This window comes from Micromonospora arborensis (assembly GCF_003205615.1).
GTDB classification, from domain to species: Bacteria; Actinomycetota; Actinomycetes; order Mycobacteriales; family Micromonosporaceae; genus Micromonospora; species Micromonospora arborensis.
In genome coordinates, this window is record NZ_PYBV01000012.1 from 68,048 (window position 1) to 94,796 (window position 26,749).

Here is a 26,749-nt window from a genome sequence, read left to right on the forward strand (position 1 = left end):
GCCGTGATGACCTGCCAAACTTGACGGTTGGAGGTGCAGACGTGAGCACAGAGGTTCTCGAGCGTCCGGAGCTGAAGGACGCCGACACCGGTCCTGAGATGTTCCACTACGTCCGCAAGGAGAAGATCGCGGAGAGTGCCGTCATGGGCACCTTCGTCGTCGCGCTCTGCGGCGAGACCTTCCCGGTCACCAAGGCAGCCAAGCCCGGTTCGCCGGTCTGCCCCAAGTGCAAGGAGATCTACGACTCGTACCGCGAGTGAACCTCGGCCGGCGTCCCGGCCGGCGACGTAGCCTGCGGCGGTGACCACCTCCACCGCCCTGCTGCTCGCCGATCTGACCGGGGTCGCGGTGTTCGCCGCATCCGGTGCCTCGGCGGCGGTGGCCAAGCGGCTGGACCTGTTCGGTGTCGCGTTCGTCGGCTTCGTGGCCGCTCTCGGCGGTGGGATCTTCCGGGACCTGGTCATCGACGAGGTGCCGCCGCTGGCCTTCGCCGACTGGCGCTACGCGGCCACCGCCGCGATCACCGCGCTCGCCGTCTTCTGGTTGCACCCGCAACTGGCCCGACTGCGCACCACCGTCCTGGTGCTGGACGCGGCGGGCCTGGCCCTGTTCACGGTGACCGGCACGCTCAAGGCACTCGACGCGCGGGTGCCCGCGGTCGGCGCCTGCCTGATCGGCATGCTCACCGCGATCGGCGGTGGGCTCGGCCGAGACCTGCTCACCGCCGAGATCCCGGTGGTGCTGCGCCGGGAGATCTACGCGCTGGCCGCGCTGGCCGGCTCCGTCACGGTGGCGCTGCTGTACGTCACCGGGCAGACCGGTCCCGCACCGCTCACCGCCGCCGCCGTCCTGGTCTTCGGGCTGCGCCTGATCGCACTGCGTCGACGCTGGTCCGCCCCGGTGGCCATGCTGCGCCCGCCGCGCTCGGACGGGGCCGACCCCCGCACCGACCGGGAGTGGTGAAGCAGTCGTCCGGCCCTTCGACCGGGTCGGGATTGTGACCAGCGTGGCGTCGCCTGGGCCGTGGGGCCCGCGCTGGTTATGCTGAGTCGGCCTTCGCGGCAGCTTCTGCGCGGAGGCGTTTTCATGGGCGGCGGGACTCGTGGCCCTCGCCCGGGGTCCGCCATCGTGCGGTCGGAGAGGAGCTTCGCGTGGCAGCCCGGACGCCCGTGCTCGAGACGTTCCCGGCACTACGCGCCTGGCAGCGCAAGGCCCTCGTGGAGTACCTGCGTCGGCGTACCGAGGACTTCACCGCGGTCGCCACGCCGGGCGCCGGCAAGACGACGTTCGCCCTGCGGATCGCTGCCGAGCTGCTCGGTGACGGCACCGTCGAAGCGGTCACCGTGGTCGCACCGACCGAGCACCTGAAGAACCAGTGGTCCGAAGCCGCGGCCCGGGTGGGCATCCAACTCGACGCCGCCTTCCGCAACGCGGATCTGCACTCCGCAGCCGACTTCCACGGCGCGGTCGTCACCTATGCCCAGGTGGGGATGGCCCCGCAGGTGCACCGGCGGCGGACCATGACCCGGCGCACCCTGGTCATCCTCGACGAGATCCACCACGCCGGCGACTCCCGCTCCTGGGGCGACGGGGTGAAGAACGCCTTCGAACCCGCCGTACGCCGGTTGATGCTCACCGGGACACCGTTCCGCTCCGACGACAACCCCATCCCGTTCGTCAGCTACGAGCGGGGCGGCGACGGGCTGCTGCGCTCCCGCGCCGACTCGGTGTACGGCTACTCCGACGCGCTGCGCGACGGGGTGGTCCGGCCGGTGCTCTTCCTGGCGTACTCCGGGGAGACTCGCTGGCGGACCAACGCGGGCGAGGAGTTGGCCGCCCGCCTCGGCGAGCCGATGACGCAGGACCTGGTGGCGCAGGCGTGGCGTACCGCCCTGGACCCCGCGGGGGACTGGATGCCGCAGGTGCTGCGGGCCGCCGACGCCCGACTCACCGTGCTGCGCAATGCGGGGATGGCCGACGCCGGTGGTCTGATCATCGCCACCGACCAGCAGACCGCCCGCTCGTACGCCAAGCTCATCGAGCAGGTGACCGGCGAGAAGGCCGCCGTGGTGCTCTCCGACGACCAGGGCGCTTCCGCACGGATCGCGACGTTCGCGGCGTCCGACCAGCGCTGGCTGGTCGCGGTGCGGATGGTGTCCGAGGGGGTCGACATCCCGCGACTCGCGGTCGGGGTCTACGCCACCAGCGCCAGCACACCGCTCTACTTCGCCCAGGCGATCGGTCGGTTCGTGCGGGCCCGTCGACCCGGGGAGACCGCGTCGGTCTTCCTGCCCAGCGTGCCGCACCTGCTCGGGCTGGCCAGCGAGATGGAGACCGAGCGGGACCACGTGCTCGGCAAACCCAAAGAGTCCGACGGGTTCGACGACGACCTGCTGGAACGGGCCCAGCGCGACGACCAGGCCAGCGGCGAGTTGGAGAAGCGGTTCGCCGCGCTCTCGGCCACCGCCGAGCTGGATCAGGTGATCTTCGACGGGGCGTCGTTCGGCACCGCGGCTCAGGCCGGCACCCCCGAGGAAGAGGAATACCTCGGCCTGCCCGGCCTGCTCACCGCCGACCAGGTCTCCCTGTTGCTGACCAAACGTCAGGCTGCCCAACTCGCCGCCCAACGCCGCCGTAGCGCCGACGGGGCCGCTCAGCCGGCCGCTGCGCCCACCGCAGCGCCTCCGGCACCCCTGAGCGCCGCTCAGCGCCGAGTGGCGCTCCGACGCCAACTGAACGCTCTGGTGGCCGCCCGACACCACCGTACCGGCCAACCCCACGGCAAGATCCATGCCGAGTTGCGCCGGCTCTGCGGTGGCCCTCCGAGCGCCCAGGCCACCATCGAGCAGCTCGAGGAACGCATCGCCACCGTCCAGACCCTCTGACCCAGCCGCCCCACCGGCACCGCCCTCGCGCCTGCGCGACACCTGGCGGCGGTTGGCGGCGGTGCAGCCTCACGGGGTTCAGCGGACAAATGACCCAAATGGGCCGGGAATGACCTGAACTCCGATGCCTCGGGGAATGATCCACTCCGGATCGCCGACCTGGGGGCATCCGGGCGGGGTGATGCGCCAACATCGCCGAGATGGTGTCGATCATCGTCGTGCCGAATCGGCCAACGCGGCAAAACCGGCCAAAAGGCCGCTGGGTCGGGCTGTACCTGGCCTTGAGTCGCGCTGTGCCTGCCGTTGAGTCGCCCTGCGCCTTCCCTGCGCCGGAACGGGCCGCGGTGGCCGGGGCCCGCGATCTACGAATGCCCGCTCCGGCCGCACCACCTCGCCAAGATCATGCTCGATCCGGGATCGAGTGGTGTCGGCGCGTCGGTGAGGCAACTACTTCCTGGCAACGCCGTTGCGTTAGGGCTGTGATCGGCGGGTCAACCCGTGCTGGACAACGGGGCTCCCTGGTGGATCAGGTGGTGAGAGAGGTTCGCGCCGATCTTGCGGTTGTGGTTGTCGACATGAGATGGAATGCCCCTTGTGTCGGGACAGGAAGTGCAAGATCGCGGGGCGAGACGACGCTGGTTGACGAACAGCCGTTCCGCCTAACGCAACGGCGTTGACTTCCTGGATCGAGCGCGATCTTGGCGCGGGGCGCGGGGCGCGGGGCGCGGACGTGCGAGGTGCGGGTAGGAAAAAGCCGACCGGAGGCACCCTGGGGGTGTCTCCGGCCGGCTATGTCGGTTTGCGGATCTAGTTCGCCATCAGATCGGCGCCACGCCAGCTGAAATCGGGCTCCGTTGCGAACCGCTCGGTGATCTTCACGAGATCCTCCGCGTACTTGTTCGCGTGGTGCCCGCAGAACACCAGCTCGCTCCCACCCGCCAGAGTGATCCGGAGCTTCCCGGCAGCATTGCAGCGGTCGCACCGTTCATCGGCGGCTGGGGGTGCCACCGTCTCGGGCGGCGGCGTGAGGGTCGGGGTCATCGCCTTCCTCCTCTGGTCGTCACCGATGAACAATCTCTTCGGTCGTTGCTCACCTATGGTGCAACACCCTTACTAGGCACTGCCTTCCCTGTGTGCCCGCGGGGGACCGAGGTCACACCTGGCAGGGACAGTGTGCCGTGCACCCAGGGTGCCACGTCAACGATCACATTCGTGCATCCGGACGATCACCATCTGGTGTTGCACGCCAGGTGGTCAAAACGACACGTTCGGTTGACGAAACCCGCTCAGTCCAGGTAATCCCGAAGGACCTGCGACCGGGAGGGGTGGCGCAGCTTGGACATCGTCTTGGACTCGATCTGCCGGATCCGCTCCCGGGTCACCCCGTAGACCTGGCCGATCTCGTCCAGCGTCCGCGGCTGGCCGTCGGTCAGGCCGAAGCGCAGGCGTACCACACCCGCCTCACGCTCGGAGAGCGTCTGCAGCACCTGCTGGAGCTGGTCCTGCAGGAGCGAGAACGAGACGGCGTCGACCGCGACCACGGCCTCGGAATCCTCGATGAAGTCACCGAGCTGGCTGTCACCCTCGTCGCCGATGGTCTGGTCCAGAGAGATGGGCTCCCGGGCGTACTGCTGGATCTCCAGCACCTTTTCCGGTGTGATGTCCATCTCTTTGGCCAGCTCCTCCGGGGTGGGCTCACGGCCCAGATCCTGGAGCAGCTCGCGCTGTATGCGGCCGAGCTTGTTGATGACCTCGACCATGTGCACCGGGATGCGGATGGTGCGGGCCTGGTCGGCCATCGCGCGGGTGATCGCCTGCCGGATCCACCAGGTGGCGTACGTGGAGAACTTGTAGCCCTTGGTGTAGTCGAACTTCTCCACCGCGCGGATCAGACCGAGGTTGCCCTCCTGGATCAGGTCGAGGAAGGCCATTCCGCGACCCGTGTACCGCTTGGCCAGCGACACCACCAGTCGGAGGTTCGCCTCCAGGAGGTGGTTCTTGGCCCGCTCACCGTCACGGGAGATCCAGCCCAGGTCACGGACCATGTCCCGGACGAGCTTCTCCTCGCCCTCGTCGGCCGCACGCAGCCGCTCGGCGGCGTAGAGCCCCGCCTCGATCCGCTTGGCCAGTTCCACCTCCTGCTCGGCGTTGAGCAGCGGAACCTTGCCGATCTGCTTCAGGTACGCGCGGACCGAGTCGGCGGAGGCGGTCAGCTCGGCGTCCCGCCGGGCCTGCTTGAGGGCCTCGGACTCCTCGTCGTCCCACTCGAAGTCGTTGTCGGTCGCCGAGGCGGCGGCGTCGGTCTCGGCGGCCTGGGCCAGCTCTGCCGGCTCCTCGACCACCACGTCCTCGATCGCGGCGGCCAGCTCCTCCGGGTCGATCTCGCCCTCGGCGCCCTCACCCTTGGCCTTGGTGCCGGCCTTGGCGCCAGCGGCGGCGACCGTCGCCTTGGTGGCCCGGGTCGACTTGGTGGCCTTTGCCAGCGTGGCGGCAGGGCCATCGGCGGTGGCCTTGCGTGCGGCCACCTTGCGCGGGGCCGACGTCGACGGCGCATCGTCGGCGGCGGGAGCCTGCTTCGGGGCCGGCGCGGCGGCCTTCTTCGTGGTCTTGGCGGTGGTGGCCCGGGACGCCGGCGTTGTCGAGCGGGCCGCGGAGACACGGCGGCGGGTGCTCGCCGAGCCGTCCACCACTACGGTCACTCCCGCCTCGGAGAGCGCCCGCAGAATCTTCTTGGCCTGCGCCGGAGTCACCTCGGCGGACTCGACGGTGCGCGCGAGCTGGGCCGACGTGAGCTGACCACCGGCGCTCTGCGCGTGGGCGATCAGGGTGTCGGTGAGCGAGCGAACGTCGGCGCCGTTCTGGCGGGGTTCTGTCACGAATGACCTTCCGGAGGCGAAGAGCGGGCACGGCCGGGTCGTCCGGCACAGCGGGGGTCAACCGTGGCCGGGCGATGTGGTTGAGGGACCCCCGCGTCCCGGGCCGGCCGGTGATCGGCGGTCCGTGGCGCGTGGGCAGGGGTGAATTGTAACGCCGTCTGCGGCGATCATCCTGCGCCGCACTGTGTAACGACGGTGGGACCGCTGATTCGGCGCTGATGTGGACTTTGTAAGGATGATACTCGCGCGTGGCCGGGAACACCCCGGTCGTGCGGGAAGGGGACGTTGGGATGCACCGTTCGGCGCCGTCAAGTCGGGAACTTCTGGCGATCGCCCTCGACGTGGCGCGGGCCGCGGCGGCCACCGCGTACCGGATGCGAGTCGAGGGTGTCTCCGTGGCCGCGACCAAGAGTACGGTCACCGACGTCGTCACCGCTGCCGACCGGGCGGTGGAGCGGCAGGTGCTCGACGCGCTGAGGCAACTGCGGCCGGACGACGCGGTGCTCGGCGAGGAGTACGGCACGGGGGACACCGGGCCGGTCGCGCCGGGCGGAGTGCGGTGGATCGTCGACCCGATCGACGGCACCGTCAACTACCTCTACGGGCTGCCGTACAGCGCGGTGTCGCTGGCCGCCGAGGTGGACGGGGTGGTGGTCGCCGGTGTCGTGCGCAACGTGAGCACCGGCGAGGAGTGGACGGCCACGGCCGGGGGCGGCGCCTGGCGCGACGGTGTGCGGCTGCGCTGCTCCGGCGAGGCGGACCTGGGGCAGGCGCTGGTCGGCACCGGGTTCGGCTATGCCGCCGACCGCCGCGCGCACCAGGCCACGGTGGTGGCCGGGCTGATCGCACACGTACGGGACATCCGCCGGCTCGGTGCCGCCGCGCTGGACCTCTGCCTGGTCGCGGAGGGGCGGCTCGACGCGTACTTCGAGAAGGGCCTCGCGGCCTGGGACCTGGCGGCGGGCGGGCTGGTGGCCGCCGAGGCGGGTGTGCGAGTCGCCGGCCTGGCGGGTCGGCCGCCGGGACCGGACCTGGTGGTCGCGGCCCCGCCCGCGCTCTTCGCTCCGCTGCACGACCGGCTGGCCGAGTTGGACGCCGCCGGCGGCCCCTGATCGGCCGACCGGCGACGGGACCGGCTGGTTACGCGGTCACTTGGCGGCCGGCGACGGGCAGGCGCCCTTGGGCGCCTCCGGCGGCCCCGCGTCACCGAGGGACTGGTTGACCTCGGTCGTGGTGGCGAGTTGCTGGAAGTTGTTGCCCAGGATCACGTCCACGACGTCGTCGGTGCGCTTCTCGTCGTAGTCCCACTTGGCGTTGTTGAGGAAGTACGCCTGCAGCAGGTGCGCGGAACCGACGGCCTTGGGGCCGTACCGCAGCACGGCCACGTTGGGGACTCCCTTGGGGGCGTTGCCGACCTTCTGGACCTGGAACTTCCGGTTGCGGAAGTCGTCCGCGACGGCGCCGGCCCGGCCACCCTCGTCGGTCGCGTTCAACACATTGATCTTGACGTCCTTGGGCTCGTGCAGAGTCAGGTCGGCCAGCGGCCAGCCGTCTGGGCACCCCGCGGCCGTGCCTGCGTTTCCCTGGCTGTCCCGGACGATGGCGGTGACCACGAATGCCAGAGCCAACACCCCCAGCAGGCCGACGACGACGAGTGCTCGCACTCGCGCAAAACTCATCTGGGCACTCCCGGGACTTCAGGTGGGTGGCGGCAGCCGGCAACCATCGGACTGGCCGTCGGCCGTCGAATACGCCGCTGAGGTTAACGGTTGTCCGGCCGTCGCGTGGAAACAGCCCGACATGCCGGCGCGCCGACCGCGAACCAGGTACTACTACCCCTATCTTCGTGTCGCCTGAATCACATTGGGAACAACTTCGCGTGCGGGGGCGTACATCTCAGCCGCAAGGGCGGTATACATGCCTCGCCCAAGGGGGGGTAAGGTTCCGCGCTCGCAGGGGAGTCGCCTCAGCGAGCTCGACCCGTTCGGTCCTCGGGTCGGGTGCCCGACACAAGTGGTGGCCGGCCAGCGGAACCGAAACAGCGTCGTCCGGCGTTACAACCGGAAGCGACAACATCGATATGGGAGAGTGAAACCGATGGCCACCGACTACGACGCCCCGCGTCGCGACGAGGTCGACCTCGGCGAGGACAGCCTGGAAGAGCTCAAGGCCCGACGCGTCGACTCACAGTCGGGCGCGGTGGACGTCGACGAGGCCGAGGTCGCCGAGAGCTTTGAGCTGCCCGGTGCCGATCTGGCCGACGAGGAGCTCACGGTCAAGGTGCTTCCGATGCAGCAGGACGAGTTCCGGTGCGCCCGCTGCTTCCTGGTCCACCACCGTAGCCAGCTGGCAGTCGAGCGTAACGGCGAGTTGATCTGTCGCGAGTGCGTCTGACAACCACGACACCAGCGGCGGCCTCCTGAACGAGGCCGCCGCTGTCGGTGTAGGCATGCGGCCGAGGTGGGTACCTGCTTGACTCGTAGCGGGTAGCCACAGCACCGGGAGGTCTGATGAGCGATCGAGGCGACACCACCGACGGCGGCACGGACGACCTCGGCGCCACTGGCGCCAGCGAGCTCGGCGCCACCGTCGCGGCGTTGACCGCGGACGACATCGAGCCGGCCCGACGCCGTCAACTGCTGACCCGGATGGTCGGGCAGGCCCGCGTCCGGGGCATCTCCGACCTGTTCAAGCCGCGTGCCGCCGTGCGGTGGATGGTCGACACCGTCGCCGAGGTCGCCCCGCACATACCTGTGCGGGACCTGGACACTCTGCGCCGGCACTTCCCCGGCCTGGACGACGCGGCCCTGGCCGACCGGCTCATCCGCAACGCGTCCCGCACCACCGCCGCGATCGGCGCGGCCGGTGGGGGAGTCGCCGCCGTCGAGTGGGCGGTCGCCCCGACCCTGCTCTCCGCGCCGGTGCTGCTCGCCGCCGAAACGGTGGCCGTGGTGGCGGTGGAGCTGAAGCTGGTCGGTGAGCTGCACGAGGTCCACGGTGTGGAGCTGCCGGTCGGCGGCAGCCAACGGGCCGTCGCCCTGGTGCACTCCTGGGCCACCCAGCGCGGGGTCAACCCGATGGTGCCCGGCGTGGGAGTGGGCGCGGTGCTCGGCACGGCCGCCCGCAAGGAGCTGCGCGACATGCTGCTGCGGCGCTTCGGTCGCAACCTCACCACGCTCGGGCCGCTCCTGACCGGCGCCGCGGTGGCCAGCTTCCTCAACCGGCGGGCCACCAGGCAGATGGCCGACCAGCTTCAGGTGGACCTGCGCCGGCGGGGCATCGCCCGGCCTGCGCCCCCGTCGGCCCTGCCAGGCCCGCCGACCGGCACCTGAGCGGGCCGTCGGCGTCCGATCAGGCGGGCTCGCCCGCCGTGGGACCAGAGGGCGCCAGCGCGTCCCGTGCGGTCAGCACCGCCTCGGCCAGCTCGACCGGGTGCCGCGTGCTCACCACCCAGAACGGCGTCGGGTCGGCCGGGTCGTCGAGCACCACCTGCACGGCGCCGCCGATCCACGGTCGCTGCACCACGAAGGCGAGCGGGTCCGCGCCAACCCCGAGCACCTCACGGCGACCGGCCGCGTCCAGCGGCACCACGTCGGCCACGAAGCGCACCGGTAGCCGAGCGTCGTCCACCCGCAGCTCGGAATCGGCGACCCCGACCCGGATCCGACCCAGCCACCACATCCCGGCCGCGCTGAGCGGCAGCAGCACGACGAACGGCAGCCAGGCGCGGACGCCGGAGGCGCCCATCCAGATCTCGACGGCCAGCAGCGCGGCGGCCACCAGCCCGGCCAGCCACAGCCACCAGGGCAGATCCAGCCGTTCGGCGTACGCCGTGCGGGCGGAAACCGGCGGCTGATCGGCGGACGGGGAGGGCGACATGCTCACTCCTGCGAGGGTACGGCGCACGGCGGCTCGGCGAACCGGCAGGATGGCAGGGTCACCCCGCGAACCGGACAGAAGAGGGGACCCGTGACCGACGTCGTACCCGTGCCCGTACAGCTGCTCGACTCCGAGCTGCCGCTGCCCACGTACTCCCATCCCGGCGACGCCGGGGCCGACCTGGTGGCGGCCGCGGACGTGGAGCTGCCGCCCGGCGGCCGTGCCCTGGTGCCCACCGGTGTGGCCATCGCGCTGCCGGAGGGGTACGTGGGCCTGGTCCATCCCCGATCCGGTCTGGCGGCCAGGCTCGGCGTGACGGTGCTCAACGCGCCCGGTACGGTCGACGCCGGCTACCGGGGTGAGATCCTGGTCAACCTGATCAACCATGATCGGGACACGCCGGCGAAGATCTCCCGCGGTGACCGGATCGCGCAGCTCGTGATCCAGCAGGTCGCACGGGCGCGGTTCGAGCCGGTGGCCGAGCTGGCCGCGTCCCGGCGCGGGACCGGCGGGCACGGATCCACCGGTGGGCACGCCGGGCTGGTGCCGTCGCCGGCGGGCCAGGACCGGGTCGAGCAGCGGCCGGACGAGCCGGGCCGCGGGCAGACCGAAGAGATGGCAGGGTGAGCGTGAACACCGGAGGGCGGGCGCAGTGATCTTCTCCCGAAAGCGGGCCGATGCCGAGCGGCAGACCCGTGACGAGCGGGCCACCGAGGTCCCGGACCAGGGTGCCGCGGCGCCGTCGCTGGTGCGCGGCCCGTACGACATCTCCGAGAGCTACGACGACGTGCAGCGACTCGATCTGGGCAGCCTGCACATCCCGGCGATCGCCGAGGTCGAGGTCCGGGTGCAGGCCGACCCGCAGGGTGTGATCCAGCAGGTGGTGCTGGTGCACGGCGACAACGCGCTCCAGCTGGGTGTCTTCGCCGCCCCCCGGTCCGAGGGGATCTGGGACGAGGTGCGCGAGGAGATCCGCCAGTCGCTGCTCCGCGACGGTGCCAGCGCGCAGGAGGTCGACGGCGAGTACGGCCCGGAGCTGCACGCCCAGGTGCGTACCCCGGACGGCCCGACCAACCTTCGGTTCGTCGGCATCGACGGGCCGCGCTGGATGGTCCGCGGCGTGTTCCAGGGCCCGGTGGCCACCGACCCGGCGGTGGCCGGGCCGCTCGTCGAGTGCCTGGACGGCCTGGTGGTCGACCGTGGCCAGGAGGCGAAGCCGGTCCGCGAGCCGCTGCCGCTGCGGCTGCCCCGGGAGATCGCCGACCAGGCCGATGCCGAGGCCGGCGACGCCGCCGCCGAGCCGCGCCAGGTCTGACCCGCGCCCACCGGCCCGCCGGAACCAACCCCGTCGGCGTACGCTGGCGGCACGGTTCCGGCGTCGCCGGGACCGGCGAGCGTGGAGAGGGTGACGCGGAGGTCATGACGACCGACGAGAGCCGGGTGTCGCTGCGGCGCATCCTGCAACGGTTCACCGCCAGCGAGGCCGAGATCGACGCGCAGGAGCTGCGTCGGGAGAGCGCCCAGTGCGGCGGGATCCCGGCCCAGCAGTGCTCCCGGGGCCAGATGGTCTCGGTCGCTGGTCGGCTGCGCACGGTGGTCTACACGCCGCGCACCAACCTGCCCACCCTCGAGGCCGACCTGTACGACGGCACCGACGTGGTCACCCTGGTCTGGTTGGGTCGACGGCACATCGCCGGGATCGAGCCGGGCCGGCACCTGACCGCTCGGGGTCGGGTGGCGGTGCGCGATGACCGCAAGGTCATCTACAACCCCTACTACGAGCTGGACTCGCCGAAGTGACGGCGCTCCGGACGGAAGGCCGGCGATGACGACGGGACAGCACCGGGCGGCACAGCCGGAGACCGGCCCGCAGGACGAGGAGCGGCTGCCGACGATCGCCGAGCAGATGGCCGACCAGCTCGGCGGCTGGCGGGGGCTTGTCGAGTCCAGCATCCCGGTGGTGGTCTTCGTCGTCGCCAACATCATCGGTGAGCTGCGGCCGGCGGTGATCGCCTCGGTAGCCGTCGCGCTGCTGATCGCCGGGCTGCGGTTGGCCCAGCGCCGGCCGATCCGGCACGCCGTCAACGGGCTGTTCGGCGTCGCCATCGGCGCGGCCATGGCCTGGCGCAGCGGTGAAGAGCGTGATTTCTACCTCCCCGGCATCCTCTACGGCATCGGGTACGGCGTCGCCCTGTTGATCTCGGCGGCCATCCGGCAACCGCTGGTGGGCTGGATCTGGTCGGTGCTGGTCGCCAAGGGCCGCTCGGAATGGCGGAACGACCCGAAGCTGGTGCGGACGTTCACCCAGCTGACCGTGCTCTGGGGTGTGGTCTGGATGGCGAAGGTGGGCGTGCAGGCCGGGCTCTACCTGGCCCATCAGGACACCGCGCTGGGCGTCGCCCGGCTGGTGCTGGGCTTCCCGCCGTACGCGCTGCTGCTGCTGATCACCGTCTGGACGGTGCGCCGGGTGACCCGGGAGCCACAGCCGGCCCCGCTGCCCGGCGCCTGAGCGGGGCCGGCGACCACTACCGCCCCACTCGCGCCCGCCGGCTCAGCGTGAGCCGCGGGTCCGTTCGACGCTGTCCGGCCCCAGGATCACCGCGCGGACCTCGTCCTCCACCTCGGCGGTGCAGACGAAGATCAACTCGTCGCCGGCCTCGATCGGGTCGTCCGGGCTCGGCACCAGGACGCGCTTGCCGCGCAGGATCGCCACCAGTGCGGCGTCGCGGGGCAGCGGCACAGCGTGGATCGGCTGACCGACGTAGGGTGCGGTCGGCGGCAGGGTGATCTCGACCAGGTTCGCCTCGCCCTGCCGGAAGGTCATCAGTCGGACCAGGTCGCCGACGGTGACCGCCTCCTCGACCAGTGCGGCCATCACCCGCGGCTTGCTCACCGCGACGTCCACGCCCCACTGCTCGGTGAACAGCCACTCGTTCTCGGCCCGGTTGACCCGGGCGACCACGCGGGGCACCGCGAACTCGGTCTTGGCCAACAGCGACAGCACCAGGTTGGTCTTGTCGTCGCCGGTCGCCGCGACCACCACGTCGCACCCGGCGACGTTGGCCTCCTCCAAGCTGGTCAGCTCGCACGCGTCAGCCAGCACCCACTCGGCGGCCGGCACCCGGTCGGGGCGCAGCATCTTGGGTTGGCGCTCGATCAGCATCACCTGGTGGCCGTTGTCGATCAACTCCTGGGCGATCGAGCGGCCCACGTTGCCCGCACCCGCGATGGCGACCCGCATGGCTCAGTGCCCCCCTTCCGGCGGCGTTGCCGCCACCGACGTGACCGTCGCCACGATGTCATCGCTGACCAGCATGAACACCTGGTCACCCTCCTGCAGGACGGTGGAGCCGGTGGGGAGCGTGCCGATGCCGAAGCGGATCAGATAGGCCACGCGTGCTCCGGCGGCCTCCTCCAGCGTCCGGAGCGACCGGCCGATCCAGTCCTTGTGCACCGGCACCTCGACGATCGACACGGTGCTCGTGGGATCGCGGAAGATCTCCACGTTGCCCTCCGGCACCAGATGCCGCAGCATCCGGTCGGCCGTCCAGCGCACGGTCGCCACGGTGGGGATGCCCAGCCGCTCGTAGACCTGCGCCCGGCGCTGGTCGTAGATGCGGGCAGCGACCCGGGACACGCCGAACGTCTCGCGCGCCAGCCGGGCCGAGATGATGTTGGAGTTGTCGCCGCTGGAGACCGCCGCGAAGGCGTCCGCGCGCTCGATGCCGGCCTGACGCAGCACCTCGCCGTCGAAGCCGGCCCCGGTCACCGTGATCCCGGCGAAGTCGGGGCCGAGCCGGCGGAAGGCGTCGGCGTCCTGGTCGATCACCGCCACCGAGTGCCCCCGGGATTCCAGGCTGTGGGCGAGGGTCGACCCGACCCGGCCACACCCCATGATCACGACGTGCACGCTGTCCCTCCCAAGGTGCGTACCGCTCCCGCTGCGGTGACCTGCTGAGTGCGAGCCTGCCACGTCCCGATGCGAGGCGGGGACCGACCGTACCCCGTCGTGCCGAGCAGCCACGCTCGCCCACCCCCGTGCTCCCGCCGCGGTGGTCGTACTCTTGGCGTTCGTGGCCAGTCCCACCTCGCTGCTGAAGCGGCTGCTCCTCGGTCGACCGTTCCGGTCCGACCGACTGCAGCACACCCTGCTCCCGAAGCGCATCGCGCTGCCCGTGTTCGCCTCCGACGCGCTGTCCAGCGTCGCGTACGCGCCCGACGAGATCCTGCTGACCCTCTCCATCGCCGGTGCGTCGGCGTTCCTGTTCTCCCCGTGGATCGCGCTGGCCGTGGTCGTGGTGATGCTCACCGTGGTGGCGAGCTACCGGCAGAACGTGCACGCCTACCCCTCCGGTGGTGGCGACTACGAGGTGGCCACGGTCAACCTGGGTCCGAAGTTCGGAGTCGGGGTGGCCAGCGCGCTGTTGGTCGACTACGTGCTCACGGTGGCGGTGTCGGTCTCCTCCGGGGTGGCCAACCTCGGGTCGGTGGTGCCGTTCGTGGCCACCCACAAGGTCCTGATCGCGGTGAGCGCGGTGGCGTTGCTGACCGCGGTCAACCTGCGCGGGCTCCGCGAGTCGGGCACGGCGTTCGCCATCCCCACCTACGGCTTCGTGATCGTGATGCTCGGGATGCTGCTCACCGGGCTGTTCCGGGTCTTCGTGCTGGGCGACGAACTTCGCGCGCCGAGCGCCGACCTGGTGATCCAGGCCGAGCACAGCGTGACGGGTTTCGCGCTGGTCTTCCTGCTGCTGCGGACGTTCAGCTCGGGCGCCGCCGCGCTCACCGGCGTGGAGGCGATCTCCAACGGGGTGCCGGCGTTCAAGGCGCCGAAGAGCCGCAACGCCGCCACCACCCTGCTGCTGCTCGGCACCATCTCGGTGAGCATGCTGGTCGGGATCATCTGGCTGGCCCGGCTGACCCACCTGCAGTTCGTCGAGGACCCGGCCCTCCAGATCGTGTCCGGCCCCGACGGGTACGTGCAGAAGACCGTCACCACCCAGCTCGGCGAGACGGTCTTCGGGTCCGGGTCGATCCTGCTCTACGTGCTGGCCGGGGTGACCGCCCTGATCCTGTTCCTGGCTGCGAACACCGCGTTCAACGGTTTCCCGGTGCTCGGCTCGATCCTCGCCCAGGACCGCTACCTGCCCCGCCAGTTCCACACCCGGGGCGATCGGCTGGCCTTCTCCAACGGCATCACCTTCCTGGCCCTGTTCGCGATCGTGCTGATCGTCGGCTTCCAGGCCGAGGTGACGAAGCTGATCCAGCTCTACATCGTCGGGGTGTTCGTCTCGTTCACCGTCTCCCAGGCCGGCATGATCCGGCACTGGAACCGGCTCCTGCGCACCGAGCGGGACCCGGAGGCGCGTCGCCGGATGTACCGCTCCCGGGCCATCAACACGTTCGGCATGGGGCTGACCGGCACCGTGTTGGTGATCGTCCTGATCACCAAGTTCCTACTCGGCGCCTGGATCGCGATCGCCGCGATGGCGGTGATCTACGTGCTGATGCTGGCCATCCGCCGGCACTACGACCGGATCGCCGTCGAGCTGACCCCGCCGGACGAGGGCCGGGCCGTACTGCCCGCCCGCAACCACGCGATCGTGCTGGTCAGCAAGGTGCACCAGCCGACGTTGCGGGCCATCGCCTATGCCCGGGCCACCCGGCCGGACACGCTGACCGCCGTGACCGTCAACGTGGACGACAAGGACACCCGGGACCTGCAGGCCGACTGGGAACGGCGGGAGATGGCGATTCCGCTCACCGTCATCGACTCGCCGTACCGGGAGATCACCCGGCCGATCCTGGACTTCGTCGCCTCCGTCCGGCGCAAGTCACCCCGGGACGTGGTCACCGTCTTCATCCCGGAGTACGTCGTCGGCCGCTGGTGGGAGAACCTGCTGCACAACCAGAGCGCCCTGCGCCTCAAGGGCCGGTTGCTCTTCGAACCGGGGGTGATGGTGGTCAGCGTGCCGTGGCAGCTCGCGTCGACAGCGAGCAAGAACCTGGACCGGCTGGACGCCGCGCTGTCCCGGACCCCGGCGCGTGGGCCGCGGGGCGGCGGCCTGCCGCCGACCGATCCGCCGGTGGCCACCGCGGCGGCCCCCGAGAGCCGTCCGATCGACGGCGGCCCGGCCGGGACCGGCCGTGACTGAGCCGGGCGCGCGGCGGGCCGCGACATCGGCGCCGTCGGCGCCCGAGCGTGGCCTGGCCGAGGCGGAACGCGTCGAGCTGACCGTCGACGCGGTCGCCCCCGGCGGGCACTGCGTGGCACGGGTCGACGGGCAGGTCGTCTTCGTCCGGCACGCCCTGCCCGGTGAGCGGGTCATCGCCGAGGTCACCGAGGTGCACCGGGGGTTCGTCCGGGCCGACGCGGTGACCGTGCTGGAACCCTCACCGGACCGGGTCGAGCCACCCTGCCCGTACGCGAAGCCGGGTGCCTGCGGTGGCTGCGACCTGCAGCACGTCGCCCCGGAAGCGCAACTGGCCTGGAAGACCGCCGTGGTGCGCGAACAGTTGGTCCGCCTCGGCGGGCTGACCGACGTCGAGCTGGACCGGCTCGGCGTCCGGGTGGAGGCGCTGCCCGGCGGGCTGCTGGGCTGGCGTTCCCGGGTCCGCTACGCCGTGGACGCCGCGGACCGGGCCGGCCTGCTCAAGCACCGCTCGCACGAGGTGGTGCCGATCGACCGCTGCCGGATCGCCCACCCGGCCATCCAGCAACTGCCGGTGCTCACCCCCACCGGGACGAGCTGGCCGGCCGCCGAAGCGGTGGAGACCGTCGCCAGCACCGGTGGGGACGTGACCGTCACGGAGGTCCGCGACGGGGTGCCCACCCCGGTGAGCGGCCCGACCGAGGTCCGCGAGGTGGCCGCCGCACGGGACTGGACGCTGCCCGCGTCCGCGTTCTGGCAGGTGCACCCGGCCGCGGCGGACACCCTGTCCACGGCGGTGCTGGAGCTGCTGGACCCGCAGCCGGGCGAGATCGCCTGGGACCTCTACGGTGGCGCCGGGCTGTTCGCCGCCGGGTTGGCCGCCCGGGTCGGTGCGGCCGGCCGGGTGACCCTGGTGGAGGCCGCCGCGCAGGGCGTCGCCGCCGCCCGGGAGAACCTTGCCGACCTGCCCACTGTCGAGGTGGTGTCGGCCCGCGTGGAGACCGCCCTGGCCCGCCGACGGATCACCGGCCCGGTCGACGTGGTGGTGCTCGACCCGCCCCGCTCCGGCGCGGGTGCCCCAGTGGTCCGCGCGCTGGTCGCCGCCGGCCCGCGGGCGGTCGCCTACGTGGCCTGCGACCCGGCGGCCTTCGCCCGGGACGTACGCACCTTCACCGACCTCGGTTGGCGGTTGGCGGCGCTGCGGGGCTTCGACATGTTCCCGATGACGCAGCACGTCGAGCAGGTCGGGCTGCTGCTGCCCCCGCTCGGGCGTTAGCAGGGGGTTTTCGTTCCACGCCGGTGTGCTGTGCGCAACCCCACCCCGCCCGGCCGGCGTACCCCGATGTCGTGGCCGACCCGCCGCGCCGGCTGCGGATCCGGGCCTGACCAGGCGCGGCGGAGGCCGCCCTGACGCCGGCCCTGCGAACGCCTGATCGGGTGCCCAGCCGCCCGACCCGGCCCCAGCTCCGCCGCCCGGGGCTCGGGCCGGGCTGCGGAGTGCCGCACGGCCGATAGACTCTGCGGTCATGAGTGTTGAAGAGGACACGGCCAACCACGGCCGGCTGCTGGGGACGGTACGCGGTCCGCAGGACGTCAAGCGGATGTCCGGCGAGGAACTGGACGTCCTTGCCGCCGAGATCCGGGACTTCCTGATCACCAAGGTCTCCCGCACCGGCGGGCACGTCGGACCCAACCTCGGTGTGGTCGAGCTGACGCTGGCCATGCACCGCGTCTTCGACTCCCCCCGGGACCGGCTCCTGTTCGACACCGGCCACCAGGCGTACGTGCACAAGATCCTCACCGGGCGTCAGGCCGGCTTCGACAAGCTCCGCCAGCGCGGTGGCCTCTCCGGCTACCCCAGCCAGGCGGAGAGCGAGCACGACCTCATCGAGAACTCGCACGCCTCCACCGCGCTGTCCTACGCCGACGGGCTCGCCAAGGCGTACGCCCTCCGGGGCGAGGCACGCAGCGTCGTCGCCGTGGTCGGTGACGGCGCGCTGACCGGCGGCATGTGCTGGGAGGCGCTGAACAACATCGCCACCGCCGGCAACTCCCTCGTGATCGTGGTCAACGACAACGGCCGGTCCTACTCGCCGACCATCGGCGGGCTGGCCGACCACCTCTCCTCGCTGCGGCTCAACCCCGGCTACGAGAAGGTCCTCGACACGGTCAAGGACGCCCTCGGCTCCACGCCGCTGGTCGGCAAGCCGATGTACGAGGTGCTGCACGCGGTCAAGAAGGGCATCAAGGACGCGGTCGCCCCGCAGGCCATGTTCGAGGACCTCGGCATCAAGTACGTGGGCCCGGTGGACGGGCACGACGTGGCGGCGGTCGAGGCGGCGCTGCGCGCGGCGAAGAACTTCGGCGGCCCGGTCATCGTGCACGCGGTCACTCGCAAGGGCTACGGCTACCGCCCCGCCGAGGAGGACGAGGCCGACTGCCTGCACGGCCCCGGCAGCGCCTTCGACGTGGAGACCGGCGCGCTGCTGGCCGCCCCGTCGGTGAAGTGGACGCACGTCTTCGCCGACGAGCTGCTGGCCATCGCCGACGAGCGCCCGGACGTGGTGGGCATCACCGCCGCGATGGCCGAGCCGACCGGCATCGCGAAGCTGGCCCGCAAGTACCCCGAGCGGGTGTACGACGTCGGCATCGCCGAGCAGCACGCGGCCACCTCGGCGGCCGGGCTGGCGCTCGGCGGCCTGCACCCGGTGGTCGCGGTCTACGCCACCTTCCTCAACCGCGCCTTCGACCAGGTCCTGCTGGACGTGGCGATGCACAAGCTGCCGGTGACCTTCGTGCTGGACCGGGCGGGCATCACCGGCCCGGATGGTCCCAGCCACTACGGCATCTGGGACATGTCGGTCTTCGGGGTAGTGCCCGGCCTGCGGATCGCCGCCCCCCGCGACGCCGCCACGCTGCGGGAGGAGCTGCGCGAGGCGGTGGCCGTCGACAACGGCCCCACCGTGGTGCGCTTCCCGACCGGCGCGGTCGCCGCGGACCTGCCGGCGCTGCGCCGGGTCGGCCCGGTCGACGTGTTGGCCGAGTCGGCCCGTACCGACGTGCTGCTCGTTGCCGTCGGCTCCTTCGGCCAGCTGGGCATGGAGGTGGCCGCCCGGGTCGCCGAGCAGGGCTACGGGGTCACCGTGGTCGACCCCCGTTGGGTGCGTCCGGTCCCGGCGGAGCTGGTCGAGCTGGCCGCACAGCACCGGCTCGTGGTCAGCGTCGAGGACGGCGTCCGGGTCGGCGGGGTGGGCGACGCGCTCGGCCAGGCGATGCGCGACGCCGACGTTCGCGTGCCGCTCAAGGACCTCGGCGTACCCGCCGACTGGCACCCGCACGGCACCCGCGCGCAGATCCTCGCCGACCTCGGCCTGACCGCCCAGGATGTGGCCCGCAACGTCACCGGCTGGATCTCCGGCCTCGACGCCACCCCGGACCGACTGACCCCCGCCAGCAAGGCCTCCGCGCAAAACTGACCGACGGCACGACGACGGCGGGCGACCCCTCCCGGGGCCGCCCGCCGTCGCACGTCTGACCGCGCCCACCCGCGCCCCTCGTGCCCTCTGTTGCGGGACTCGCGCGCTCGGCGGCGGGGTCCGCGCTCTCTGCTGCGGCGATCTTGCACTTTCTGTTGGCGCTAGGCGCGCTTTACCACTTTTGTCACGACAGAAAGTGCAAGATCGCAGGGGTGGGTGGGGCGGGGCGGGGAGGGGAGGGGAGGGGCGGGGTGGGGAGGGTGGGGTTAGTTTGGTTTTACTGAGCGGTAGTGGGTCTTGTCGGAATTTGCGAGGCTGTAGGTCTGGGAGCGGGACGGGCTGGGGACGACCACCAGACCGGGGCGCTCGACCAGTAGGGGCGTTCCCGGCGGGACGGACAGGGAACTGTCCCGAGTGGCCCGCCAGCTGAGCACCACCAGTGGCTGGCCGGGCATGGGCAACTGGTACGCCTGCAACGGGGTGGCCCGGTCGGCGGGCGAGACGACGGGCGTGCCACCGTCGGCCGGTCGATAGACCACCGCCGTCATCGCGCCGGCGTCGGTGTCCCAGCTGAGCTGCTGCAACTCGGCTGCCGCGCCACCTCCGAGGGCGACCTCGCCGAGCGAGCGAACCGTGAGCTTCGCCATCGGCCAGGACGTCGGCACCGAGCGCGGCGCATCCCGATCGCCGATCCGGCGCGGAATGCTGCCGAACGGGCCGCGGTCACCAGCCAGCACGCAGGTGTCCAGGCCGGTGAGTGCCCGCCGTCCCGTGCCGGACTCGTCGCGGACCAGTGGGTAGCGCGGATCGACGGTGCCGGTGCCCAGGTCGAGCAGCCGGTCGGCGGCCCTCCCCCGGGGCAGCGACTCGGTGGCGCGCAAGGTCGCGGTCACACCGACAGCCGTGCAGGCCGGCACGTCGACCGGCGCGCTGAGGCCGTCCGCGACGGTCAACGTCCGATCCTGTGGCCCGACCAGGGTCTGCACCCGGGCGGAGACCAGGTAGCGCCGGCCGCCGGGGGTTTGCACCGGCAGCACGTCGGAGTAGACGAGGTAACCCGGGTCGGTGTACTCGGTTGCGCGGGTCACCGCGTACCGGTCGCCGTCGCGGGTGAGTTGCAGCAGCCAGGAGGCGCTCTCGCCGGGCACGTCGGCGGCCACGATCGCCACCGGGGCGCCGTCGACCCGACCGGAGAAGAGGATGCCGGACGACGGGAGGTGCACGCGGTCATCGGCCGGCGACCGCCAGTCACGGACCGCGTTGGTGACCGCTGCCGTCGTTGAGGTGTCCGCCGCGAGGTCGCCCCGGGGCGGCCACACGGCCAGCGTGCCATCCAAGCTGTCGTACCCGACCCGCAGGTCCTGTGGCTTCCGGTCGGCTACCGGACCGCACGCCGTGGTGGCCAGCAGCGCGCTCAGCAGGACGGGAAGCGCCCTGCCGTACCGACGGCCTGGAGTCACCTGGCCCGCCCCCGATCGCCTCGCCGTCGCTGTCGGAAAGCGCCATAGTACGAGATGTCCGATGCGGGGCCCGCGGTGGCCGTCGCCGCAACGACCACAGTGGACATCACCGGGGTTTTAGTGTGTTTTCGTTGCTCCGGTAGACTCCGCCGACTGTGACGCCTGCCGAGTCCCGCGCCCTGCCCGCGCCGCACCCGGAGGCGGCAGCCGGCTCCGACGAGATGGTGAGCTATCGCACTCCGGTCGGCCTCCTCGCCGGCCCCGCCGCGCTGACCAGCACCTCCACCGCGCCGGTAGAGGCCACCGAGGCCACGCTCGCCGCCCCAGCCGAGGCGCCAGCTCCAGCCGAGGCGCCAGCTCCAGCCGAGGCGCCAGCTCCCGCCGAGGCGCCAGCTCCCGCCGAGGCGCCAGCTCCCGCCGAGGCGCCGGCTCCCGCCGAGCCCGCCGGGCCGGCTGACGGCACGCCGGCCGTACCGACGCGCGCGTGGTGGCGTCGGTGGACCCGGCGGCGGCAGCACCTGGCGGTCGGCGGACTGTTTCTGCTCGCGGCGCTCTGGGTGACCAGCCGGATCTGGCTGGACCCGTCCGGCCGGGTGGCCTCGCTCTACACCGGTGACCCGGCGCAGGTGCAGTTCTTCCTCGCCCACTCGGTACGCGTGGTGCTGCACGGCGAGTACCCGTTCTACACCGAGCAGTTCAACTACCCCGACGGCGTCAACCTGATGGCCAACACGGCGGTGCTGGCACTGGGCATTCCGATGGTCCCGGTGACGCTGCTGTTCGGGCCGGCTGTCTCCTTCGTGTTGCTGGTGACGCTCGGCCTCGCCGGTACCGCCATGGCCTGGTACCTCATGCTCTCCCGCCATCTGGTGCGTACGCCGCTCGCGGCGGCGGTCGGCGGTTGGTTCTGCGGGTTCTCGCCCGCGATGCTCTCGCACGCCAGTTGGCACCCGAACATCATCAGCCAGTTCCTGCTGCCGTTCATCGTCTGGCGGGTGCTGGTGCTCACCCGGTCGCGCCGGCCGGTCCTGGACGGGGCGCTGCTCGCACTGCTGGTCACCGTGCAGGCGTTCATCAACGAGGAGATCCTGCTCTTCACGGCGCTGGCGTGCGGTGTCTTCCTGCTGGCGGTGCTCGTGCAGGAGCCGGCCCGCTGGCGGACCGCCTGGCGGCCCCTGGGCGCCGGTGTGGTGACCTGCGGGCTGCTGGCCGGGGCGCTGCTGGCGTACCCCCTGTATGTGCAGTTCGCCGGGCCGATGGCCTACCACGGGCTCAGCGACGCGGTGAAGGACTACGGCAACGACATCGCCGCCTTCTTCGCCCCCGGCTCACCCACCCTCGGCGGCAACCAACGAGCCAACATCAACCTGGCGCCGAACTACTCGGAGGAGAACGCCTTCTTCGGCTGGAGCCTGTCGCTGCTCGCCATCGGCGTCGTGGTCTGGCTGCGCCGGGAGTTGATCGTCCGCGCGCTCGCGGTGACGGGCCTGCTCTTCGCCGTGCTGTCGCTCGGCGAGCGGGTCTCCTGGTGGGATCGGGAACTGGTCAGCGGGCCGTGGCAGTGGTTGGTTCACCTGCCGCTGCTGGACGCGGTGGTGCCGACCCGGTTCGGTCTGATCACCAGTGTCGTGATCGGTCTGCTACTCGCGTTCGCCGTCGAGCGGGCCTGGGCGTTGCGCGTCGCCGATCGGCGCACCGTACGGGTGCTCACCGCCGCAGGCCTGGCGTTCGCGTTGCTGCCGATCGCCCCTATGCCGCTGCGGATGGTCGGCAGGCCGCCGGTGCCGGACTTCATCACCGCCGACCGCTGGCGGGCGTACGTCGGGCCGGACCAGACGCTGGTGCCGATCCCGGTGCCCAGCATGGGCAACACGCACGGTATGCGCTGGGCGGCGGCCACCAACCTCGACTTCAAGATCCCCGGCGGTTACTTCCTCGCACCCCGCAACGGCAACACCGGTGACGCCGGCCGGTTCGGCGGCCGACCCAGCGGGGTGGGCCAGATGCTGGAGGAGGTGGCGACCACCGGCCGTACGCCGAAGCTCGACGACCGGCAGCGCCGCCGATTCACCGACGAGCTGCGGCACTGGCGGGCGGCGATCCTGGTGCTGCCGGTGCGGCAGCAGAACGCGGAGCCGCTGCGACGTACCGTCGAGGAGCTGGTCGGCCCGGGCCGCCAGGAGCTGGACGTCTGGGTGTGGGACGTCCGGGCGCTGACCGACCGCTCGGTCTGATGACCACCGGGACGACGTCACCGATCACCGCGTCCCCGGCGGCGGCGGCCCGCACCTCCCGGCCGGCCTGGCTCACCGACGTGCTGGTGGTGGCCGGCTATCTGGGGCTGGCCGCGGTGCTGACCTGCGCGCAGTGGGGTCACCCGTGGCGGCTGTTCCACCAGGCAGGTGACCAGGTCCTCTTCGAGTGGATGCTGGCCCACGCGGCCCACGCCCTGGTCGAGGGGGAGAACCCGCTCTACGGTGTGGGGCTGAACGCGCCCGACGGGGTCAACCTGATGGCGAACACCTCGGTCCTCGGCCTGGGTGTCCCGCTGGCCCCGGTCACCCTGCTCTTCGGCTCGCAGGTGGCGTTCTGCGTGGCGGTGGTCTGCTGCCTCGCCGGCACCGCTGCCGCCTGGTACGCGCTGCTGCGCCGCCGACTGGTCACCACCCGGTCCGCAGCCGCGGTCGGCGGTCTGATCTGCGGCTTCGCCCCGGGCATGATCGCCCAGGCGGGTGCCCACCCGCACATCGCCGCACAGTTCCTGGTGCCCGCGATCCTCGCCCTGGTGTTCCGGCCCGCCCCGAATCCGGCCCACCGACCCGACGACCTGCACCGACCCGACGACCTGCGCCGACCCGACGACCTGCGCCGACCCGAGGGCGTGTGGCGGTCCGACGGCGTGTGGCGTCCCGGCGTCGGCCTCGGGCTGCTGCTCGTCTGGCAGGTCTTCATCGGCGAGGAGGTGCTGGTCTTCCTCGCGCTCGCGGCCGGGGTGTTCGCGCTGGGCTACGCGCTGGCCGACCGTGCGGCCGCCCGACGGCTCGCGCCGGCCCTCTTCGGGCGGCTCGCGGTGGCGGCCGGGGTGGCGGCGGTGCCGCTGGCCTACCCGCTGTGGTTCCAGTTCTACGGCCCGCAGCACTACTCGGGCATGGCGTTCGCCACGCAGGGCTTCCAGTTGGACGCCGCGTCGTTCACCGCGTCGGCCCGGCAGACCGTGCTCGGTGACGACTGGCTGCCCGGGTTGCTCTCGCCGAACCCGACCGAGGAGAACTCGTTCTTCGGCCCGGGACTGCTGGTGCTCGCCGTGGTGATCGTGATCTGGCAGTGGCGACGACCACTGGTCCGGGCGCTTGCTGGTTGCGGAGTGGTCTTCGCCCTGCTCTCGCTCGGCACCGAGCTGCGGGTGGACGGCACCGCCACCGGCATCCCCGGGCCGTACCGGCTGGTCGCCGGGCTGCCGCTGCTCGACCTCGCGGTGCCGGCCCGGTTCGCGCTGGTCTGCGTACCGGTGCTGGGTGTGCTGGTGGCGCTGTCCCTGGACCGGGTCCGCACCGCGCGCGGGCCGGCCACGGTGCCCGGCCTGCCGGTGCGGTTGCTGTGGGCCGGCGCGGTCGCCGCCGCGTTGCTGCCGCTCGTTCCGACGCCGATCCGCGTGGTGCCGGTCGCGCCGGTACCGGCGTTCGTCGCCGACGGTGGCTGGCGTCCCCTGGTGCCGCCGGGCCGGACGGTGGTCGCGTTACCCCCGGTCACGGGTGCCGGGCGCAGCGCGGTGATGCTGTGGTCCGCCCGTACCGGTCTGGCGTTCCGCGCGCCCGGCGGTTACTTCATCGGCCCCAGCGGCCCGGACGACCCGGCGGCCCGCTGGGGGGCGCCGGACCGGCCCACGTCGGTGCTGCTACGCCGGGTGGCCCAGTCCGGCGCGGTGCCGGTGCTCACCGACGCCGACCGCCGCCAGGCCGTCGAGGACCTGCGGCACTGGCGTGCCGCGGTGGTGGTGCTCGGCTGGCTGGAGCACGGTGACCCGGTCCGCCGGACCGTCGACGACCTGCTCGGCCCGGGTCGACCGGTCGACGGCGGGTGGGTGTGGGACGTCCGGGACCGCGTGCGTTAGTCAACCCACCAGCGCGCGGACGTCCCAGACCCAGACGTCGTCGACCCGCTGCGGCGACCCGAGCAGACCGGTGACCAGTTCGCGCAGCACCGCCTCGCGCGGGTGTGCCCCGAGGACCACCACCGATGCCCGCCAGAACCGCAGATCCTCGATGGCCTGGCGGCGGTTCTCGTCGGTGAGCGCCGGCACCTGGCCCTTGTCCATCGTGGAGTAGATGAGGGTGCTGGTGGGCCGGTTCGGTGCGCCGAAGACTCCCTCGCCCAACTCGTTGGGGCCGATGAAGTAGCCGCCCGGGACGGGGAACTCCTGCCCGGTGAGCGCACTCCAGCGCAGGGTCGGCAGGCCGTGCACGTTGCTCGGGATCGGCACCGGCACCAGGGTCCGGCCCGCCGGCACGTACGGCCGCCAGCCGCCGGCGGTGATGAAGTGCGGCGGCGGGTCGATCTGCTGGGCGGGCAACGGCCGGGGAAAGAGCGGCAGGACGGCGAGGGCGACCGCCGCGTACCCGACCGGGCGCAGCCACCGACGGCGCGCGACCGGCGCGGGCGCGGCGTCGGACGTCGCCGGCTCACCGGCGCGTTGGGCCGGCACCCGCGGCCGGTCGGTCACCGGGCGCCCCTGGCGGTGCGCGGCGTCCCAGGTCAACGCGAGCAGTACGCCCACCGCGGCGGCAACCACCAGCGTCAGCCGGGTCGGCATCATCATCTCGACCAGCGGCAGGTCGTCCGGCACGTACGACCACGGGCCGCGCACACCGGTCTCCACGCCGTCGAAGCGCACCCACGGCCCGATCGCGGCGACGCTGAACACCACGATCAGCACCGCGACGATCCGCGTGGCCAGCGACCGGCGTACGAGCAGCACCAGAGCCACCAGCGAGAGCAGCACCAGCGGCCAGCCGAACCAGGTGTTCTGCTCGGTCAGCCCGATCGTCTTCTCCACGGCCGGATCGCCGGCCCAGGTGTCCCGCGCGAAGGTGACGAAGGCGACCAGGTCCTCGCCCCAGTTGTGGAAGACGCCACCCTGCAACCCCCGGTAGGACTGCGGGCCGTTGAACTGGTACCAGATCGGGTACGCCGCGAGCACCAGGGTCAGCCCACCGGCGACGCCGAGCCCGGCCAGGAACGTGCCGGCGGCGGCCCGGGTGGCCCGTGGCCGCTGCACGGCGTACGCCAGCACGACGACCAGGCAGGCCAGCGCGGTGAGCAGCAGCATCTCCTCGTTGATGAAGATCTGGTACGTCACCAGCGCCCCGAGCACCAGCCCGTTGCGCCGCCACCGGCCCGGCTCACCCAGGCGCAGCACCCGCACCACGATCAGCGGCAGCAGGAAGTTGGACACGAAGTTGGGCTGCCCGTTGGCGTGGTGGATGACTCCCGGCGCGAAGCCGAGGAACGCGCCGCCGACGAAGGCCGCCGCCCGGGAACGCACCAGGTGGCGGGAGAGCATCCAGTACCCCGTGCCGGCGGTTGCCGCCAGCGCCCCACCGAGGTAGAGCGCGTACATCACCTGGGGGCCGAGCAGCAGGGTCAGCGGGGCCAGCGGCAGGGTCATCCCGAGCAGCGAGGTGTTGGCCATCATGTTCACCCCGTCCGGGGCGTTCTGCCGGGCCGTGAAGAGCGGGTTCTCCAGGTGCCGCACCGAGTACGCGCCGTGCGCGAACAGCCACTCGAACCAGCTGTGGTCGGTGGGCAGGTGCGAGGAGACCCGGCCGCTGACGTCACCCCAGTAGTTGAGGCAGACGAAGATGCCCAGCAGCACATAGGCTCCGAGGGCCAACAGGTCGGCTCGGGCCGGGCGGCGTCGAGGCCGCCGTGCCGGCTCGACCTCGGCCGGGTCGGCGTCGGTCACGGGATTCAGCGAAGGGTCTACCACCGGCACAGCCACGACGCGCCATCGTACAGGCGTGG

The 26,749-nt window shown here is 72.0% G+C and carries 23 protein-coding genes; 15 read left to right on the forward strand and 8 right to left on the reverse strand.

The genetic code is table 11. The features are described 5' to 3' along the window. Positions 1 to 41: 41 nt before the first annotated feature. From C7C45_RS10105 to C7C45_RS10115, 3 genes are all read left to right on the forward strand, one after another. The gene (locus tag C7C45_RS10105; RefSeq protein ID WP_007456912.1) at positions 42 to 260 is read left to right on the forward strand and encodes a DUF3039 domain-containing protein; all 219 of its coding nucleotides are present in this window, start codon (positions 42 to 44) and stop codon (positions 258 to 260) included. Between the two features lie 40 nt (positions 261 to 300). Further along, on the forward strand, positions 301 to 963 hold the full coding sequence (locus tag C7C45_RS10110; RefSeq protein ID WP_110563367.1) for a trimeric intracellular cation channel family protein: 663 nt from the start codon (positions 301 to 303) through the stop codon (positions 961 to 963). Positions 964 to 1,151: 188 nt separating this feature from the next. Beyond that, on the forward strand, positions 1,152 to 2,885 hold the full coding sequence (locus C7C45_RS10115; RefSeq protein WP_110563368.1) for a DEAD/DEAH box helicase: 1,734 nt from the start codon (positions 1,152 to 1,154) through the stop codon (positions 2,883 to 2,885). A gap of 807 nt (positions 2,886 to 3,692) precedes the next feature. On the opposite strand, the gene C7C45_RS10120 is transcribed toward C7C45_RS10115, so the two are convergent. Together C7C45_RS10120 and C7C45_RS10125 are read right to left on the reverse strand one after the other, a co-directional pair. After that, on the reverse strand, positions 3,693 to 3,926 hold the full coding sequence (locus tag C7C45_RS10120; protein ID WP_030337431.1) for a DUF7455 domain-containing protein: 234 nt from the start codon (positions 3,924 to 3,926) through the stop codon (positions 3,693 to 3,695). Positions 3,927 to 4,171: 245 nt separating this feature from the next. Next, a complete protein-coding gene (locus tag C7C45_RS10125; protein WP_110563369.1) occupies positions 4,172 to 5,761 on the reverse strand; it encodes an RNA polymerase sigma factor in 1,590 nt (529 codons plus the stop codon). A 290-nt stretch (positions 5,762 to 6,051) separates the two neighbouring features. On the opposite strand from C7C45_RS10125, the gene C7C45_RS10130 reads away from it, so the two are divergent. Beyond that, positions 6,052 to 6,873, forward strand: a complete 822-nt coding sequence (locus C7C45_RS10130) for an inositol monophosphatase family protein (protein WP_110563442.1) — start codon at positions 6,052 to 6,054, stop codon at positions 6,871 to 6,873. A gap of 36 nt (positions 6,874 to 6,909) precedes the next feature. Here the strand turns inward: C7C45_RS10130 and C7C45_RS10135 are convergent, their stop codons facing one another. Then, positions 6,910 to 7,425: a LytR C-terminal domain-containing protein gene (locus C7C45_RS10135; protein WP_208641120.1), complete on the reverse strand. Its 516-nt coding sequence runs from the start codon at positions 7,423 to 7,425 to the stop codon at positions 6,910 to 6,912. A 433-nt stretch (positions 7,426 to 7,858) separates the two neighbouring features. Here C7C45_RS10135 and C7C45_RS10140 point away from each other — a divergent pair, with 433 nt between their 5' ends. Together C7C45_RS10140 and C7C45_RS10145 are read left to right on the forward strand one after the other, a co-directional pair. Then, a complete protein-coding gene (locus C7C45_RS10140; RefSeq protein WP_007075406.1) occupies positions 7,859 to 8,155 on the forward strand; it encodes a DUF4193 domain-containing protein in 297 nt (98 codons plus the stop codon). Positions 8,156 to 8,271: 116 nt separating this feature from the next. Then, positions 8,272 to 9,093, forward strand: coding sequence for a hypothetical protein (locus tag C7C45_RS10145; protein WP_110563371.1), 822 nt, complete (start codon positions 8,272 to 8,274; stop codon positions 9,091 to 9,093). 19 nt (positions 9,094 to 9,112) lie between these two features. On the opposite strand, the gene C7C45_RS10150 is transcribed toward C7C45_RS10145, so the two are convergent. Further along, a complete protein-coding gene (locus tag C7C45_RS10150) occupies positions 9,113 to 9,640 on the reverse strand; it encodes a DUF3093 domain-containing protein (RefSeq protein ID WP_110563372.1) in 528 nt (175 codons plus the stop codon). A gap of 90 nt (positions 9,641 to 9,730) precedes the next feature. Here C7C45_RS10150 and dut point away from each other — a divergent pair, with 90 nt between their 5' ends. From dut to C7C45_RS10170, 4 genes are all read left to right on the forward strand, one after another. Further along, positions 9,731 to 10,267, forward strand: coding sequence for a dUTP diphosphatase (dut, locus tag C7C45_RS10155; RefSeq protein WP_110563373.1), 537 nt, complete (start codon positions 9,731 to 9,733; stop codon positions 10,265 to 10,267). 25 nt (positions 10,268 to 10,292) lie between these two features. Beyond that, complete coding sequence (locus C7C45_RS10160; RefSeq protein WP_110563374.1) at positions 10,293 to 10,955, forward strand: DUF3710 domain-containing protein; 663 nt, start codon at positions 10,293 to 10,295, stop codon at positions 10,953 to 10,955. 104 nt (positions 10,956 to 11,059) lie between these two features. Beyond that, entirely contained in the window at positions 11,060 to 11,440 is a 381-nt protein-coding gene (locus C7C45_RS10165; protein ID WP_110563375.1) for an OB-fold nucleic acid binding domain-containing protein, read from the forward strand. A gap of 25 nt (positions 11,441 to 11,465) precedes the next feature. Next, positions 11,466 to 12,149: a DUF3159 domain-containing protein gene (locus C7C45_RS10170; RefSeq protein ID WP_110563376.1), complete on the forward strand. Its 684-nt coding sequence runs from the start codon at positions 11,466 to 11,468 to the stop codon at positions 12,147 to 12,149. A 42-nt stretch (positions 12,150 to 12,191) separates the two neighbouring features. Here C7C45_RS10170 and C7C45_RS10175 read toward each other — a convergent pair whose 3' ends face one another. Beyond that, positions 12,192 to 12,881, reverse strand: a complete 690-nt coding sequence (locus C7C45_RS10175) for a potassium channel family protein (RefSeq protein WP_110563377.1) — start codon at positions 12,879 to 12,881, stop codon at positions 12,192 to 12,194. 3 nt (positions 12,882 to 12,884) lie between these two features. Beyond that, entirely contained in the window at positions 12,885 to 13,550 is a 666-nt protein-coding gene (locus C7C45_RS10180; protein WP_110563378.1) for a potassium channel family protein, read from the reverse strand. Between the two features lie 163 nt (positions 13,551 to 13,713). Here C7C45_RS10180 and C7C45_RS10185 point away from each other — a divergent pair, with 163 nt between their 5' ends. The 3 genes from C7C45_RS10185 to dxs all read left to right on the forward strand — a co-directional run bounded on the left by C7C45_RS10185 (position 13,714) and on the right by dxs (position 19,268). Then, a complete protein-coding gene (locus C7C45_RS10185) occupies positions 13,714 to 15,795 on the forward strand; it encodes an APC family permease (RefSeq protein ID WP_110563443.1) in 2,082 nt (693 codons plus the stop codon). Next, a complete protein-coding gene (locus tag C7C45_RS10190) occupies positions 15,788 to 17,068 on the forward strand; it encodes a class I SAM-dependent RNA methyltransferase (protein WP_110563379.1) in 1,281 nt (426 codons plus the stop codon). The genes C7C45_RS10185 and C7C45_RS10190 overlap by 8 nt, the downstream gene beginning before the upstream one ends. A 250-nt stretch (positions 17,069 to 17,318) precedes the next feature. Further along, positions 17,319 to 19,268 carry a 1-deoxy-D-xylulose-5-phosphate synthase gene (gene dxs / locus C7C45_RS10195; protein WP_110563380.1) on the forward strand — a complete coding sequence of 650 codons (1,950 nt, stop codon included), beginning with the start codon at positions 17,319 to 17,321 and terminating at the stop codon, positions 19,266 to 19,268. Between the two features lie 266 nt (positions 19,269 to 19,534). Here dxs and C7C45_RS10200 read toward each other — a convergent pair whose 3' ends face one another. Further along, complete coding sequence (locus C7C45_RS10200; RefSeq protein WP_110563381.1) at positions 19,535 to 20,728, reverse strand: hypothetical protein; 1,194 nt, start codon at positions 20,726 to 20,728, stop codon at positions 19,535 to 19,537. Positions 20,729 to 20,883: 155 nt separating this feature from the next. Here C7C45_RS10200 and C7C45_RS10205 point away from each other — a divergent pair, with 155 nt between their 5' ends. Together C7C45_RS10205 and C7C45_RS10210 are read left to right on the forward strand one after the other, a co-directional pair. After that, complete coding sequence (locus C7C45_RS10205; RefSeq protein ID WP_110563382.1) at positions 20,884 to 22,962, forward strand: DUF6311 domain-containing protein; 2,079 nt, start codon at positions 20,884 to 20,886, stop codon at positions 22,960 to 22,962. Next, positions 22,962 to 24,839, forward strand: coding sequence for a DUF6311 domain-containing protein (locus C7C45_RS10210; RefSeq protein WP_244200317.1), 1,878 nt, complete (start codon positions 22,962 to 22,964; stop codon positions 24,837 to 24,839). The genes C7C45_RS10205 and C7C45_RS10210 overlap by 1 nt, the downstream gene beginning before the upstream one ends. Here C7C45_RS10210 and C7C45_RS10215 read toward each other — a convergent pair whose 3' ends face one another. Continuing rightward, complete coding sequence (locus C7C45_RS10215; protein WP_110563383.1) at positions 24,840 to 26,726, reverse strand: DUF6311 domain-containing protein; 1,887 nt, start codon at positions 26,724 to 26,726, stop codon at positions 24,840 to 24,842. It lies immediately after the preceding gene. Positions 26,727 to 26,749: the final 23 nt, after the last annotated feature.